12 protein-coding genes are annotated in these 15970 nt (G+C 70.2%); 6 read left to right on the forward strand and 6 right to left on the reverse strand.

Features of this window, described 5'->3' with window-relative positions; translation table 11 throughout:
- Nucleotides 1–132: 132 nt before the first annotated feature.
- The 5 genes from B0I31_RS05485 to B0I31_RS05505 form a co-directional block, all read right to left on the reverse strand.
- Nucleotides 133–798: an HAD family hydrolase gene (locus tag B0I31_RS05485; protein WP_106614214.1), complete on the reverse strand. Its 666-nt coding sequence runs from the start codon at nt 796–798 to the stop codon at nt 133–135.
- The gene (locus tag B0I31_RS05490; RefSeq protein ID WP_106614215.1) at nt 795–1034 is read right to left on the reverse strand and encodes a phosphopantetheine-binding protein; all 240 of its coding nucleotides are present in this window, start codon (nt 1032–1034) and stop codon (nt 795–797) included. The genes B0I31_RS05485 and B0I31_RS05490 overlap by 4 nt, the downstream gene beginning before the upstream one ends.
- Before the next feature lie 33 nt (nt 1035–1067).
- On the reverse strand, nt 1068–1778 hold the full coding sequence (locus B0I31_RS05495) for an AAA family ATPase (RefSeq protein ID WP_106614216.1): 711 nt from the start codon (nt 1776–1778) through the stop codon (nt 1068–1070).
- A gap of 60 nt (nt 1779–1838) precedes the next feature.
- Nucleotides 1839–2837: an AvrD family protein gene (locus B0I31_RS05500; protein WP_106614217.1), complete on the reverse strand. Its 999-nt coding sequence runs from the start codon at nt 2835–2837 to the stop codon at nt 1839–1841.
- 169 nt (nt 2838–3006) lie between these two features.
- Complete coding sequence (locus B0I31_RS05505; RefSeq protein WP_106614218.1) at nt 3007–3633, reverse strand: FMN-dependent NADH-azoreductase; 627 nt, start codon at nt 3631–3633, stop codon at nt 3007–3009.
- A gap of 272 nt (nt 3634–3905) precedes the next feature.
- Between B0I31_RS05505 and B0I31_RS05510 the strand changes: the two genes are divergently transcribed.
- From B0I31_RS05510 to B0I31_RS05535, 6 genes are read left to right on the forward strand one after another with little or no spacing between them, the layout of a single operon-like run.
- Complete coding sequence (locus B0I31_RS05510) at nt 3906–6821, forward strand: glycoside hydrolase family 3 protein (RefSeq protein WP_106614219.1); 2916 nt, start codon at nt 3906–3908, stop codon at nt 6819–6821.
- Complete coding sequence (locus tag B0I31_RS05515; protein WP_106614220.1) at nt 6821–8098, forward strand: ABC transporter substrate-binding protein; 1278 nt, start codon at nt 6821–6823, stop codon at nt 8096–8098. Before B0I31_RS05510 ends, B0I31_RS05515 begins: the two co-directional genes overlap by 1 nt.
- A complete protein-coding gene (locus tag B0I31_RS05520) occupies nt 8095–8997 on the forward strand; it encodes a carbohydrate ABC transporter permease (protein ID WP_106614221.1) in 903 nt (300 codons plus the stop codon). The genes B0I31_RS05515 and B0I31_RS05520 overlap by 4 nt, the downstream gene beginning before the upstream one ends.
- The gene (locus tag B0I31_RS05525; protein WP_106614222.1) at nt 8994–9806 is read left to right on the forward strand and encodes a carbohydrate ABC transporter permease; all 813 of its coding nucleotides are present in this window, start codon (nt 8994–8996) and stop codon (nt 9804–9806) included. The genes B0I31_RS05520 and B0I31_RS05525 overlap by 4 nt, the downstream gene beginning before the upstream one ends.
- A complete protein-coding gene (gene yicI / locus B0I31_RS05530; protein WP_106614223.1) occupies nt 9803–12100 on the forward strand; it encodes an alpha-xylosidase in 2298 nt (765 codons plus the stop codon). Before B0I31_RS05525 ends, yicI begins: the two co-directional genes overlap by 4 nt.
- Nucleotides 12097–14907 carry a beta-galactosidase gene (locus B0I31_RS05535; protein ID WP_106614224.1) on the forward strand — a complete coding sequence of 937 codons (2811 nt, stop codon included), beginning with the start codon at nt 12097–12099 and terminating at the stop codon, nt 14905–14907. Before yicI ends, B0I31_RS05535 begins: the two co-directional genes overlap by 4 nt.
- Here B0I31_RS05535 and B0I31_RS05540 read toward each other — a convergent pair.
- Nucleotides 14869–15876: a LacI family DNA-binding transcriptional regulator gene (locus tag B0I31_RS05540; RefSeq protein ID WP_106614225.1), complete on the reverse strand. Its 1008-nt coding sequence runs from the start codon at nt 15874–15876 to the stop codon at nt 14869–14871. The two genes, B0I31_RS05535 and B0I31_RS05540, sit on opposite strands and share 39 nt — an antisense overlap.
- Nucleotides 15877–15970 lie beyond the last annotated feature (94 nt).

Genomic DNA, 15970 nt, shown 5'->3' on the forward strand with positions numbered 1-15970 from the left:
TCGAATTCCCCCATAAATCCGCAGGTCGCACGTCGAGGCACGGCACTGTGCGTGATGTGGATGATACCGCGCGCTGCCCTCGTTTCCGGTGGTGTTCACCGCGACGCTGCGGTGGACACCGACCGGGGCGGCTCAGCCCGCGACTCCGGCCAGGGCGGGCCAGCCCCGGTCCGCGGCGTGCGCGACGAGCACCGGGTCGGCACCGACGACCACGGGGCGTCCCACCAGGTCCAGCAGCGGCAGGTCGCTGACGTGGTCGCCGTAGGCCGAGCACGCCGCCAGGTCCAGGCCGAGGGCTTCGGCGCAGTCGCGCACCGCCGCGGCTTTCGCCGCACCGATCATCGGTGTGGCGACCGACCCGGTGTAGTGGCCGTCGAGCACCTCCGGCCGTGAGCACAGCACGACGTCGGCGCCCACGTGCTCGGCGATCGGGTCCAGGCACGGCGGGAAGGACCCGGACACCAGCACGACCGCCTCACCGGTCGCGGCGTGCGCCCGCAGCCGGTCGAGCACCGGCTGGTGGAACAGCCGCCCGCCGCGCAGCTCGGCGTCGAACCACGCCCGCCCGTGCCCGGCCAGCTCGGCTTCACCGCGGCCCGCGAAGGTCCGGAAGTACTCGGCCAGCGCGGCGGTGCGGGTACCGGTCTCGCCGGCCAGCCGCACCCGCTCGCGCACGGCCGCGTACTCGGTGTCCGGGCGCCCGCGCAGCCGCAGGTGGAAGGCCAGGAACCGGAAGACGCTCTTGACGGCGATGAGGGTGTCGTCGACGTCGAAGAACGCCGCGGCCGGCCTGCTCACACCGCGACCCGCTTGGCCTCGACCAGCGAGGCCGCCTCACCCAGGCTCAGCTCGGGCGTGAGCTCGCCGTCCGGCAGCTTCACGCCGAAGCGGCGCTCCAGCACCACGGACAGCTCGACCAGCACCAGCGAGTCGACGTCCAAGTCGTCGAACGTGACGTCGGCGCCCATGTCGTCGCCGAACACACCGTACTTCTCCACGAGCGCGTTGCGGATCACGTCAACCACGGATTCCACGGTTTGTCTCCCTCTCTCGACAGGTGCTCTCGGTCAGACGACGGCAGCGGCGCGTTCGGTCTCCACGCGCACGTCCATCGCCGCGTACTCGGCCTCGGCGAGGGCGATCGCGCTGTCGACGTCGCGCGCCACCGGCAGGTCGAAGATCTCGGTGATGCGGCGCAACCGCTCGGGCAGCGAGCCGCCGACGACGTGGTACGGGATGCCCAGTTCGGTCAGCGTCGCCTTCAGGTGCTCGTCGGACAGCGAGCGGAACCGCTCGTTGACCGGGCGGTGCCCGTCCGCGGCCAGGGGCAGCTCGTTGGGCAGGTGCACGAACGCGTCGAAGGTGGCCTTCACGTGCCGCTTGAACGCGTGCCCGATCTGCTCCATGACCTCCTCGAAGAACGCCAGCTCCGGCGTCTTCTCGACCGACTCCAGGTCGGACAGGTGCACCGAGTCGTTCGGGTTGATGCCCACGGTCACCCGCACCGCGCCGTAGATCCACTCCTGCAGCGACGAGCCGTCCGAGATGAAGCCGTCCCACAGCCTGCTCTCGTGCACCGCGCGGTCGACGTGCCGCACGACGATCATCTGCAGCAGTTCCGCGGCGGTGCACTCCTCCAGCGCCTTGCCGGGTGCCGCCTCGGGCAGGATCTCGCGCATGGTCTTGGCCCGGGTCCGCGGGATGCCGGTGTAGTGCGACAGCGCCATCCCGGTGATGGTCTTGCCGGAGGAGTACGTTCCGGAGATTCCCAACCGCATGTCTTTGTCCGCCTTCGTTTCTCGGTGATCCGGGTCGGGTGGAGCGGGGGGCAGGTGGGGTCAGGGGGAGTGGGGCAGCCGGTGGGCGACCGCGCACCGGGTGACCACGCCGAGGCTGTCGCCGACGATGGTGGCCGTGCGCCAGACGCCGTTCGGCGTCTCGAGCAGGGCCGGGTCGAGCAGTTCGGCGACCGCGGGGAACCAGTCGCCCGCGCGTCGTGCGGCGGGCGGGCAGGCGGTGATCGTGGTGTGCCGCATCCACAACGTGTCGCTGGACGCGCGGTCCATGTCGTCGGTGGTGTAGAGCAGCACCTGGCCCAGCTGGAGGGCCACCACGAACGAGTCGACCATGGACACGACGGGGCCCGCCGCGGAGTCGACCCCGGCGTCGGCGAACGGGTCGTCCGGCGGCTCGACCAGCACGTTCGCGGTGGCGTGCGCGGCGGTCACGTCGACGACCACGTCCGCCACGGTCTGCCGCCACGAGCGGAAGCCACCGCCGTACAGGCCGGGGTAGTCCGCGCCGAAGCGGGCGTCGAGGTCGGCCGGGGACGCGGCCGGGCCGCCCGCGTCGTGCTCCAGCAGGACGCGGACCCGCATGGCGGCGACCCTGACGTCCACTGTGGACAGCAGTCGGCGGTCGCCCTCCGGCGCGGCGGAGACGTGGGTGGCGGTGACCGGCAGCGAGAAGAGGTTGCCCTCCACGGGCTTGGCGGGCGCCTTGATGTCCACCCGGCGCAGCCACGTCCGGCCGCGAGCCGCGAGGTCGAGGTCGTTGCGCTGCGCGGTCAGCAGCTCGGCTGCCCGCACGGCGAGGATCAGCACGTCGATGGTGGACAGGTGCGGGCGCAGCTCGGTGTCTTCGGTCTTGCGCGACCAGTCCGCCGGGTAGCGGATCTCGACCGTGGCGGCCAGCCCGTCCGCCGCGCCGTGCAGCCGGGTGCCGCCGACCGCGTAGTCCACCCGGCGGTAACCCGAGCCGAAGAACCGGGTGGCGCCGGGGCCCAGGTGGTCGTCCACGGACTTGAGCAGCAGCGCCCCGCTGTTGTTCGAAGTCATGTCGGTCCCCTTTCGCTCATTCCGGGGACGACGTTAGAGCGCGCGAAGCGTTTTCGGAGGGGCGCCTACCACCTATTGCCCCGGTGATTCTCCTAAAGTGGTAGTGGGCTGCCGGGCGGAATGCGGAAAAGGCCGACACCTGCCGGTGCCGGCCTTTTCGAGCGGTGCGTCAGAACGTCGAGGCGTGCTCCTCGGCCCGCGCCTTGGCGGCCTCCAGGGCGGCCCCGGGGTCGGCGTTCATGGCGTTGGCGTCGAAGTAGACCTCGGTCACGTCGGTGATGCCGACGAACCGGAGCCAGTCCTTGAAGAACGTGCTGCGGAAGTCCACGCCGAACTCCTGCGGCACACCGTCGGCGTACACGCCGCTGGAGTAGACGACGAACGCCTTGCGCCCGGTCATCAGGCCGCTGTACCCGGCGGTGGGGTCGAACCCGAACACCCAGCCCGGCTGCGTCACCACGTCGATCCAGTGCTTGAGGGCGTAGGGCACGCCCGCGTTCCACATCGGGATGTTGAAGACGTACTCGTCCGCCGCGGCGAACCGGTCGAACACCGCCCGCGCCTGTGCCCAGACGTCGACCTGCTCGGGGGTCTGCTCCTGCCCGGCGAACGCGGCCATCTTCGCCGCGGCGGCCGTGGTGCCGAAATCGGGCAGGCTGTCCTCGAACACCGACAGGACGTCGACCTTGGTCTCCGGCTTGCGGTCCTTGTACGCGGACAGGAACGCCCCGGCGATGGCGAGCGACTGGCTCGCCGCGCCCCGCGGCGAGGCGTTTACGTGCAGCAGTTGGCTCATGTGGGAGTGCCTTCCAGGTTCGGGAGCCGGCCTGTGCAATCAAAGGCACGTCCGGGCGCGGATTCAACGCCACTGCCACTTTGGTCGTGCGCCTATGGGTCGAAAGTTGTACTGCGGCCGAAGCCGGTGCCCTGTCCGCCTGGTGGAACGCCTCCTCGCGGACCCGCCGAACCCTGTTGCGTCCGTCACGTCCGGGCCTCTACGGTGGCCAATCGAAGCGCTTCGATGGCGAGGGAGCTCCACGCTTCCCCGGGACGAAGGGGAGACGATCCGTGTCGAGAGCCCGTCGCTCGCTGCTGGTGCCGCTGATCGCGGCGCTGCTCCTGGCGCCACTGCCCGCGCACGCCCAGGAGCTGCCGTTCCGGGACCCGGACCTGCCGCGCGCAGCCCGGATCGACGACCTGCTCGGCCGGTTGACCGTCGACGAGAAGGTCTCGCTGCTGCACCAGTACCAGCCGGCGATACCCAGGCTCGGGATCGGCGCGTTCAAGACCGGCACCGAAGCGCTGCACGGCGTGGCGTGGCTGGGCGAGGCGACGGTGTTCCCGCAGGCGCTGGGCCTGGCGAACACGTGGAACCCCGAACTGGTCGAACAGGTCGGCGCGGTGACCGGTCGCGAGGCCCGCGGCTTCCACGCGCGCAACCCCGCGTTCAACGGCCTCAACCTGTGGGCGCCGGTGGTCAACCTGCTGCGCGACCCGAGGTGGGGCCGCAACGAGGAGGGCTACTCGGAGGACCCGTACCTGACCGGCCGGATCTCCACCGCGTTCGGCCGGGGCATCCAGGGTGACCACCCCGACTACCTCCAGGCCGCGCCGACGTTGAAGCACTACGTCGCCTACAACGTCGAGGACGACCGCATCACCGTCGACTCGATCGTGCCGCCGCGGATCTTGAAGGACTACGACGAGGCCGCGTTCAAGCCGGCCGTCTCGGCGAACGCCGCCACCGGCGTGATGGCCTCCTACAACCTGGTCAACGGCCGCCCCACGCACGTCGGCCCGGAGCTGGACGACGTCGTGCGCTCGTGGACCGATGAGGACCTGATGATCGTCGGTGACGCGGGCGGCGCGTCCAACGTCTTCGGTTCGCAGCGCTACTACGCCACCAGGCCGGAGGCGCACGCGGCATCCATCCGGGCGGGCCTGGACAGCTTCACCGAGAACGACCGCGACTCGGCCCAGACCACGACGGCGATCAAGACCGCGCTGTCCCAGGGCCTGATCACCCTGGCCGACGTCGAGGACGCGGTGCGGCACGTGCTGTCGATCCGGTTCCGGCTCGGCGAGTTCGACCCGGCGGGCCGCAACCCGTACGCCGCCATCACGCCGGAGGTGATCGACGCGCCGGAGCACCGGCAGCTGGCCCGTGAGGTGGCCGCCGAGCAGGTCGTGCTGCTGCGCAACGACGCCGACACCCTGCCGCTGTCCACCGCGGACACCAAGAAGGTCGCCGTCGTCGGCCAGCTCGCCGACACCCTGTACGAGGACTGGTACTCCGGCACCATGCCCTACCGGATCACGCCGGTGAAGGGGCTCGCTGAACGGGCCGAGGTCACGTCGAGCGAGGGCGTCGACCGGATCAGGCTGAAGGACCTGGCCACCGGCAGGTACGTCACGGCGTCCACCGCGTCCACCGGCGCCGCGCTCACCGCCACCGAGGCGTCACCGGGCGGGACGAGCGGGCTGGACGTGTTCGACTGGGGCGAGGGCACGGTCACGCTGCGGACCGCCGCCAACGGCAGGACGGTGTCGCTGGGCGACGGCCGGAGCCTGGTCAACAACGCGGTGCAGCCCACCGGCTGGTTCGTCCAGCAGCAGTTCAAGCTCGTGGCGCAACCGGACGGCTCGCACGTGCTGGAGTACGCGGGCAACGACGTTACCCAGTCCTGGTTCGGCCCGAACAAGTACGTGGTCGTCGGCGCGGACGGCAGGCTCACCCTGGGCGCCGCCTCGGTCGGCGACGCCACGAAGTTCGGGCGGGAGGTCGTGCGCAGCGGCGTGGACAGCGCGGTCGCCGCGGCGAAGGGCGCGGATGCCGCTGTCGTGGTGGTCGGCAGCATGCCGTTCGTCAACGGCCGCGAGGACGACGACCGCAAGACCACCGTGCTGCCGGCCGGTCAGCGCGCCGTGATCGACGCGGTGCGCAAGGCGAACCCGCGCACGATCGTCGTGCTGGAGAGCAGCTACCCGTACGCGGGCGACTGGGACACCGCCGACCTGCCCGCGATCCTGTGGACCACGCACGCGGGCCAGGAGACCGGCCACGCGATCGCCGACGTGCTGTTCGGCGACCACAACCCGGGCGCCAGGCTGACGCAGACCTGGTACCGGTCCGACGCCGACCTGCCCGACAAGCTCCGGTACGACATCTCCAAGTCCGGGCACACCTACCAGTACTTCCGCGGCAAGCCGCTGTACCCGTTCGGGTACGGGCTGAGCTACACGTCGTTCCGCTACTCGAAGATGCGGGTCGACCGGGCCGTGGTGGACGCCTCCGGCGAGGTGAAGGTCCGCGTGGACGTGACCAACACGGGCGACCGGGCGGGCACCGAGGTCGTCCAGCTGTACTCGCACCAGAAGAAGTCCCGGGTCCAGCAGCCGGTCAAGCAGCTGCGCGCGTTCGAGCGGGTGGAGCTGCGGCCCGGTGAGACGAGGACGGTCGAGCTGACCGTCCGCGCGGCCGACCTGGCGTTCTGGGACGTGACGCGGGAGAAGCGGGTGGTGGAGAGCGCGCCGCACGAGCTGGCGGTCGGGCCGCTGACCCGCACGATCGGCGTGCGCGGCGAGACGATCCCGCCGCGTGATCTGGGCAAGGCCACGCAGGCGCAGAACTTCGACGACTACTCCGGCGTGACCCTGGTGGACACGACCAAGGAACGCGGCACCGCCGTCGCCTCGACCGCACCCGGCCAGTGGATCAGCTTCGAGGACGTCGACCTGGGCCGGGCGGCCCGTTCGCTGACGGCGCGGGTGGCGAACCCGGACGCGCCGACGACGGTCGAGGTGCGCCTCGGCGGCCCCACCGGCCGGCTGGTGGGCACGCTCGCCGTGCCGACCACGGCCGACAAGTACTCCTGGACCACGGTCTCGTCGCCGTTGCGCGGCGCGACCGGTCGGCAGGACGTGTACCTGGTCTTCACGGGGAAGGCCCGGATCGACAACCTCACCGTGGAGGGATCATCCTGATGTCCAAGCGACTCCTGGTGGCCGCGGTCGCCGCCCTGATGGCCGTGGCCGGCTGCGGAGGTTCGGAGGGGGCCTCCGACCCCAACACGCTCAAGCTGTGGCACTACGAGGGGCCCGACAGCGCCATGGGCGTGGCGTGGGCGGAGGCGATCAAGCAGTTCGAGGCCACCCACCCCGGCGTCAAGGTGCAGTTCGAGGAGAAGGGCTTCGAGCAGATCCAGAAGACCGCCTCGATGGTGCTCAACTCCAAGGACGCACCGGACATCCTGGAGTACAACAAGGGCAACGCGACCGCCGGTCTGCTGTCCAAGCAGGGCCTGCTGACCGACATGAGCGAGGAAGTGGCCAAGCGAGGGTGGGACCGCAAGCTCGGGCCGGGCATCGACACCACCGCCAAGTACGACGAGCGCGGCGTGATGGGTTCCGGGAAGTGGTACGGCATTCCCAACTACGCCGAGTACGTGATGGTCTACTACAACAAGACGATGTTCGACCAGCAGGGACTGACCGCGCCGAAGACCTTCGACGAGCTGACCGCCGCGATGGACAAGTTCGCCAAGGCGGGCGTCACGCCGCTCGCGCTGGGCGGCGCGGAGTACCCGGCGGCGCAGCTGTTCTACCAGCTGGCGCTGACCAAGGCCGACCGCGCGTGGGTCGACAAGTTCCAGCGCTACACCGGTGACGTGAACTTCCACGACAACACCTGGGTGTTCGGTGCGGAGACGTTCGCCAAGTGGCTGCGCGAGGGCTACATCTCCAAGGACTCCGCCGGGGTGAAGGCCGAGGACATGGGCCTGGCGTTCATGCAGGGCAAGCACCCGATCATGATCAGCGGCAGCTGGTGGTACGGCCGGGTGCAGGCGCAGGTCAAGGACTTCGAGTGGGCGTCGGTGCCGTGGCCGGGTATGACGTCCGGGTCCAGCGGCAACCTGTGGGTCGTGCCGAAGGGCTCGAAGAACAAGCAGCTGGCCTACGACTTCATCGAGATCACCATGTCACCGGCGATCCAGGACAAGCTGCGTGACGCGGGCGGCATCGCGGTCGCGCCGAGCGGCACGCCCGTGACCGACCCGAAGACCAAGCAGCTCAACGACGACTTCAAGGCGATCAGCGACGCCGACAAGCTGGCGTTCTACCCGGACTGGCCCGCGCCCGGCTTCTACGACGCGCAGGTGTCGTCGGTGCAGAAGCTGATCACCGGCCAACGCGGGCCGCACGAGGTGCTGACCGAACTGGCCGACTACTACAAGGAGAACACGGCGAGCGTCGGCAAATGAGCCTGGTCCCCACCTCGATCCGCGACCGCGGGTCGTACCTGCTCTTCCTGATCCCCGGCGGCTTGCTGCTGCTCGCGGTGATCCTGGTGCCGTTCGGGATGAACATCGGCATCAGCTTCACCGAGTGGTCCGGCGCCGGCACGCCGGAGTGGATCGGGCTGGACAACTACACCCGGCTGATGGGCGACGGCACGTTCTGGGCGTCGTTCCGGCACAACGTCGGCCTGGTGGTGGCGATGGCGGTCCTGCCGACCCTGGCGGGACTCGTCATCGCCGCGGCCCTGTTCGACTTCATCGGCAAGCACTTCGGCGCACGGCACGCCGCCGTGCTGCGGGCGTGCGTCTACCTGCCGCAGGTGCTGCCCATCGCGGTGGCCGGGATCGTGTGGAGCTGGATCCTGGCCCCGCAGGACGGCGCGCTGAACGAGGTGCTGCGCGCGGTCGGGCTGGACTCGCTGGCGCAGAACTGGCTCGGCGACCCCGACCTGGCGCTGTGGACCGTGATGGGCGTGCTGCTGTGGATCCAGGTCGGCTACCCGGTGGTGATCTTCATGGCCGGGATGCAGCGGGTGGACCCGTCGCTGCACGAGGCCGCCGAGCTGGACGGCGCGTCGTGGTGGGGCCGGTTCTTCCACGTCACCGTGCCGCAGATCCGGCCGGAGATCTTCGTGGTGCTGCTGACCTGCACCATCGCCGCGCTGAAGGTGTTCGCGCCGATCTACGTGCTGACCAGGGGCGGGCCGGGCGGTTCGACGAACGTGCCGTCCTACTACTCGTTCCAGAACTTCTTCGAGAAGACCCAGGTCGGCTACGGCGCCGCGATCGCCACCGTGCTCACCGTGCTGATCCTGGTGCTCACCACGGTGTTCCTGCGCGTGCAGAACCGGGGTGAACGATGAGGCGGCACGCGGTGCTGTGGTCGATGATCCTGCTGGCCGCGGTGATGCTGGTGCCGTTCGTCATCGTCGCGCTCAACGCGGTGAAGACACCGGCCGAGTACTCCACCGGCGGGCCGCTGGACCTGCCTTCCGGTATCTCGCTGGAGGGGATCATCGCGTTCTGGGAACGCGTCGACTTCGGCGAGAAGCTGTGGAACAGCGTGGTGATCAGCGGCTCGGTGGCCGTGCTCGCGGTGGTCGTGTCGGTGTTCAACGCCTACGCGCTGGGCATCGGCCGGGTCCGCGGCAGGCTGTGGATCCTGGTCGTGTTCCTCATCGCCAACACCCTTCCGCAGGAAGCGCTGGTCTACCCGCTGTACTTCCTGGCCAACGAGGTCGGCCTGTACGACACGAAACTGGCCGTGATCATCATCTTCACGGTGATCCAGGCGGCGTTCGGCACCTACCTGCTCACCTCCACGCTCGGCGGCTTCCCCCGCGAACTGCTGGAGGCCGCCCGCATCGACGGTGCGAACAAGTGGCAGACGTTGGTGCGGATCGTCGTGCCGATCAGCAGACCCACACTGGGCGTGCTGTTCGTGTTCTTCTTCATCTGGACCTGGAACGAGTTCTTCCTCCCGCTGGTGCTGCTGATCTCCAACGAGAACCAGACCGTGCCGGTGGCACTCGGTGTCCTGCAAGGCCAGCGGATGATGGACGCCACCATGACCAGCGCCTCGGCGCTGCTCGGCGTCATCCCGGCCATCGTCTTCTTCCTGATCTTCCAACGCGCGTTGACCCGCGGCATCACGGCAGGGGCAGTGAAATGAAGTTCAGCGACGGGTACTGGCTGCTGCGGCCTGGTGTGGAGGCCGCTCATCCGGTGGAGGTGCGTGACGTCACGGCCGGGAACGGGGAGGTCGTCGTGCACGCGTCGACCCGGCCCATCCGGCACCGGGGTGACACGCTCAGCGGCCCCGCGGTCACGTTGGGGCTCACCTCGCCGATGGCGGACGTGATCGGGGTGAGGGTCACGCACTTCACCGGTGAGGCACCGAAGGAGCCGGTGTTCGCGCTGGCCGCCGACAGCGCGCACGAGGCGAAGGTGGTGGAGGACGACGCCGGGGTGGTGATGACCTCGGGTGCGTTGTCGGTGCGGGTGCACCGGGGCGAGCAGTGGCGGGTCGACTTCACCGCCGATGGGCGCTCGCTGACCAGCAGCGGCACCAAGGGCATCGGCTTCATGACCGTGGACGGCGTCCACCACGTGCGCGAGCAGTTGACCATGGGTGTGGGTGACACGGTCTACGGGCTGGGGGAGCGGTTCGGGCCGCTGGTCAAGAACGGCCAGACGGTGGACATCTGGAACGCCGATGGCGGCACGAGCAGCGAGCAGGCCTACAAGAACGTCCCGTTCTACCTGACCAACGCGGGCTACGGGATCTTCGTCAACCACCCCGGGCACGTGTCGTTCGAGGTGGGCTCGGAGGCGGTGTCGAAGGTCCAGTTCAGCGTCGAGGGCCAGACGCTGGAGTACTTCCTCGTCTACGGACCCAGCCCGCGCGAGATCCTGCGCAAGTACACCGCGCTGACCGGGCGCCCGGCGTTGCCGCCGGCGTGGTCGTTCGGGCTGTGGCTGTCGACGTCGTTCACCACCTCCTACGACGAGGAGACGGTGTCGGGGTTCATCGACGGCATGCTGCAGCGGGACCTGCCGTTGAGCGTGTTCCACTTCGACTGCTTCTGGATGCGCGAGTTCCACTGGTGCGACTTCGAGTGGGACCCGCGCACGTTCCCGGACCCGGTCGGCATGTTGGAGCGGCTGCGCGCCCGCGGCCTGCGGATCTCGGTGTGGATCAACCCCTACATCGCGCAGCGGTCGCCGTTGTTCGCCGAGGGCAAGGCGAACGGCTACCTGCTGCGCAAGCCCAACGGCGACGTGTGGCAGTGGGACCTGTGGCAGCCGGGCATGGCGCTGGTGGACTTCACCAACCCGGCCGCCCGCGCCTGGTACTCGGCCAAGCTGGACGCGTTGCTGGCCCAGGGCGTGGACTGCTTCAAGACCGACTTCGGCGAGCGCGTCCCCACCGATGTGGTCTACCACGACGGCTCCGACCCGGAGCGCATGCACAACCACTACACGCACCTGTACAACCAGACGGTGTTCGAGGTGCTGCGCAAGCGGCGCGGTGACGGTGACGCGGTGGTGTTCGCCCGCTCCGCGACGGCGGGTTCGCAGCAGTTCCCGGTGCACTGGGGCGGTGACTGCGAGGCCACCTACGAGTCGATGGCCGAGAGCCTGCGGGGTGGGTTGTCGCTGGGCATGTCCGGGTTCGGCTACTGGAGCCACGACATCGGCGGCTTCGAGGGCACGCCCTCGGCGGCGCTGTTCAAGCGCTGGATCGCATTCGGCCTGCTGTCCTCGCACAGCCGCCTGCACGGCAGCTCCTCCTACCGCGTGCCGTGGCTGTTCGACGAGGAGTCGGTCGACGTGCTGCGGCGGTTCGTCAAGCTGAAGCTGCGGCTGATGCCCTACCTCGACGGTGCCGCGCGGCAGGCCTCGACCGAGGGCGTGCCGATGATGCGCGCGATGGTGGTCGAGTTCCCCGACGACCCCGGCTGCGCGCACCTCGAACGCCAGTACATGCTCGGTGACGACCTGCTGGTCGCACCCGTGTTCTCCGACGACGGCGACGTGTCCTACTACGTCCCCGAGGGCGCCTGGACCCACCTGCTGACCGGCGAGACCGTGCAGGGCCCGCGCTGGGTCCGCGACCGCTGCGACTTCCTCACCGCACCGGTCCTCGTGCGCCCCGACACGATCCTGCCGGTCGGCGCGGTGGACGACCGGCCCGACTACGACTACGCCGAGGGCGTCACGCTGCAGGTCTACCAACTGGCCGATGGCGACCACGTCACGGTGGTCGGCGGCGCGACGTTCCGCACCCACCGCGGCGGCGACGAGATCCGCGTCGAGGCCGAGAACGCACCGTCGAGTTGGCGGCTGCTGCTCGTCGGCGCGCAGGCGATCGACGCCGTGGACGGTGGCACGGTCGGCGAACACCCTGACGGAGTGCTCATCAGCGCCGAGAGCGGCGCCCTGACCCTGCGAGGGATCCGATGAGGCTGTTGGCGGTCGTGCTCGTGCTGCTGGGCTCGCTGACCGCGACCGCCCCGGTGGTCGCGGCCCCGGTGTCGGACGGCAAGCGGCACGAGGTCTCCTACGACAGGTACTCGCTGACGGTGGACGGCGAGCGGGTCATGCTGTGGTCGGGGGAGTTCCACTACTTCCGGCTGCCCAGCCCCGAGCTGTGGCGCGACGTGCTGGAGAAGATCCGGGCCGCCGGGTTCACGGGCGTGTCGCTGTACTTCCACTGGGGCTACCACTCGCCATCACCGGGCGTGTACGACTTCACCGGCGTGCGGGACGTGGACCGGTTGCTGCGCATGGCCGACGAGCTCGGCCTGTACGTGGTCGCCAGGCCCGGGCCGTACATCAACGCCGAGACCAGCGGCGGCGGTTTCCCGGCGTGGCTGAAGACGGTCGAGGGCCGGGCGCGGTCCAGCGACCCCGGCTACACCGCGGCGTACACCGACTGGCTCAACCGCATCAACCCGATCATCGCCCGGCACACCGTCAGCCGCGGCGGTTCGGTGATCGCCTACAACGTCGAGAACGAGTACGCGGTCAACGTCGACCCGGCCTACATGGAGAACCTCCAGAAGCTCGCCCGTGACTCGGGTATCGACGTGCCGATCGTGCACAACAACTGCTGCGGCGGCGCCCTGGCGAACTGGTCGTCCGGGCAGGGCGCGGTGCAGATCCCCGGCGTCGACGACTACCCGCAGTCGTTCGAGTGCCACAACCCGGACGCCTGGGGCCCGTGGGGCGATGGTGTCACGCGCAGGCTGCGCGACGACGCGCCGGTGTACGCCGCCGAGTACCAGGCGGGCGCGATCGACCTGAACAACGCCGGGTACGACAAGTGCCGTGAGCTGACCGGCCCGGCCTACATGAAGGTGTTCTACAAGAACAACGCCATCACCAGCGGTGCCACCATGTTCGGCTACTACATGACGTTCGGCGGCACGTCGTGGGGCTGGCTCCCGCAGCCGAACGACGTCTACACCTCCTACGACTACGGCTCGGCGATCACCGAGTCGCGTCAGCTCACCGCCAAGTACGACGAGTTCAAGCGGCAGGGCTACTTCATGACCTCGGTCGCGCCGCTGACCAAGACCGACCAGGCGACCGCACCCGTGCCCGCCGACCCCGCGGTGGGCACGGTGGCGCGGGCCAACCCGGACACCGGGACGCAGTTCGTGCTGGTGCGGCAGGCCGACCGGGCGGGCACCGGCGACCTCGCCACGACGCTGGACTGGGCCACCCCGGACGGCCGCTACCAGGTGCCGGTGCGGGTCGACGGCCGCGACGCCAAGATCCTCGTCGCCGGGTACGACCTGGGCGGGCAGCGGCTGGTGTGGTCGAACTCCGAGATCCTGACCCACGTGGACGTGTCGGGCCGGGACGTGGCCGTGCTCTACGGCCGGGACGGCGAACAGGGCTCGACCGTCCTGCGCTACGCCTCGGCGCCGACCGTGAAGGTGCTCGAAGGCCAGGTCCGCAGCTCCTACGACAACGGTGACCTGCGGCTGGACTACACCCACACCGGGCTCTCCCGGGTGCTGGTCACCGGTGGCGGGCGACAGCCGATGCTGCTGATGCTCGGCACCGACGAGACCGCCGCGCGGTTCTGGCGCCAGGACACCGCGGCCGGGCCGGTGCTCGTCCGCGGCACGTCGCTGGTCCGGTCCGCCGAGGTCAGGGGCGACCGGGTGGCGCTGCGTGCCGACACCGACCGCGCGACCGACGTCGAGGTGTTCGCCCCGGCGCGGCACCTGTCCGTCGGCGGACGTCCGGTGCCCGTGCGGCACACCGCCAGTGGCTCCCTGCTCGGCTCGCTGCCGGGGCCGGCCCAGGTGCGGCTGCCCGAGCTGACCGACTGGCAGTACCGGCCGGAAGCACCCGGCCAGGGTGAGTCCGGCTGGACCGCGGCCGACAAGACCACCACGGCCAGCCCGATCAAGCCCAAGACGCTGCCGGTGCTCTACGCCGACGAGTACGGCCACCACAACGGCAACGTCTGGTACCGCGGCCGGTTCACCGCCACCGGGGCGGAGAAGACGGTCTCGGTCAACGCGATCACCGGCAGGCGCGGCCACTACCTGGTCTGGCTCAACGGGCGTTACCTCGGCTCCGCCGCGGGTGGCACGCAGGCCGACTCGGAGCCGGTCAACCCCGATCCCGGACGCGGTGACTTCACGGTGCCCGAAGGGTTGCTCGCCGCCGGGCAGCGGGCGGAGCTGACCGTGCTGGTCGGGAACATGGGCCACAACGACGACTGGACGGCCGACGACGTGCGCCACAAGCAGCCACGCGGGTTGTTCGGGGTGGTGGTCGAGGGCTCGACCGCGCCGATCTCGTGGCAGATCCGGGGTTCGCGGCCCACGGACGGGGAACGCGGCCCGATGAACACCGGTGGCCTGCACGGCGAACGCGCGGGCTGGCACCTGCCCGGCTCGGGCGGATGGCAGCGCACACCGGGTGAGCTGACGCCGGGCGTGTCCTGGTACCGCACGAACTTCGAGCTGGACCTGCCGCGCGGGCACGACGTGTCGCTCGGCCTGAGGTTCGAAGACGCCACCGCCCGCGGCTACCGGGTGCTGATGTTCGTCAACGGCTGGAACATGGGCCAGTACCTCAACGGCGTCGGTCCCCAGCGGGAGTTCGTGCTGCCGCGGGGCGTGCTGCGTGACCACAACACGCTCACCTTCGCCGTGATCGCGACCGAGGCGGCGCAGGGTGACCCCGGGAAGGTGAGCCTGGTGACCCTAGGCAACCACCGGACCGGTGCTGCCGCGGGCCGTTAGCCGGGGTGGCAGCAGCCGGACCTCGGGTTCGGCGTGGCCGTCGAGCTGGCGCATCGCCAGTTCGACGGCCAGCCGGCCGAGTTCCACCGCCGGCAGGTCCACCGAGGACAGCGGCACGGCCTGCGCCTGCGCCACGTCCGCCGGGCAGACCGCCAGCACGGAGATGTCCCGCGGCACCCGCAGGTCGCGCTTCGCCAGCTCCGACAACAGCGGGCCGAGGATGGCCTCGTTGTGCACCACCAGCCCGGTGACCGGGGTGCGGCGGTCCAGCAGCCCGTCCAGGCAGTCGCGCAGGCCGTCGTAGGTGGGCACGCAGGCCAGCGCGTCGGCCTCCACGCCGCGGCTCGCGGCCGTCGCCCGGAACCCGCTGAGGAACCGACCGGCGTAGCTCGTGCCGCGCTGGTAGACGGCGGGGGAGGGGCCGATGAGCGCGATGTCGCGGTGACCGAGGTCGGCCAGGTGGTGCACGCAGTCCGCACCGGCGGCGGTGAAGTCGAGGTCGACGCAGGTCAGCTCGTAGGGGTGGTCCGGCACGCCGATCAGCACCGCCGGCCGGGCCAGTTCGCGCAGCACGGGCACCCGCGGCTCGGCCGCTTCGACGTCCATCACGATGATCGCGTCGGCGAGGGAGGAGGCCACCACCCGGTGGAGCCCTTCCGCGCCCTCGTCCGCGGTGAGCAGCAGCACGTCGTGGTCGTGCGAGCGGGCCTCGGTGACCGTGGCGGTGACGAACTGCATGACCACGGGGACGTTCAGGTCGGTGCGCAGCGGCACGACCAGGGCGACCACGTTCGTGCGGTTGCTCGCCAGCGCCCGTGCGCCCGCGTTCGGGCGGTAGCCGAGCTGGGCGATGCTGTGGTGCACGCGGCGCCTGGTGGTCTCCGAGATCGAGCGCTTGCCGGACAGCACGTACGACACGGTGCTGGGCGAGACTCCGGCGGCCCGGGCGACGTCGGCGATCGTGACCATCGGTGGATCATAGTACTTCGGCGTCGCCGCGAGGCCGCGGAGGATCCATTGTGGACCTGAGTATCGCGGCCCCTCGCTAAGAGCGTTAACAGAC

This window comes from Saccharothrix carnea (assembly GCF_003014735.1).
In the GTDB taxonomy this organism is placed as follows: domain Bacteria; phylum Actinomycetota; class Actinomycetes; order Mycobacteriales; family Pseudonocardiaceae; genus Actinosynnema; species Actinosynnema carneum.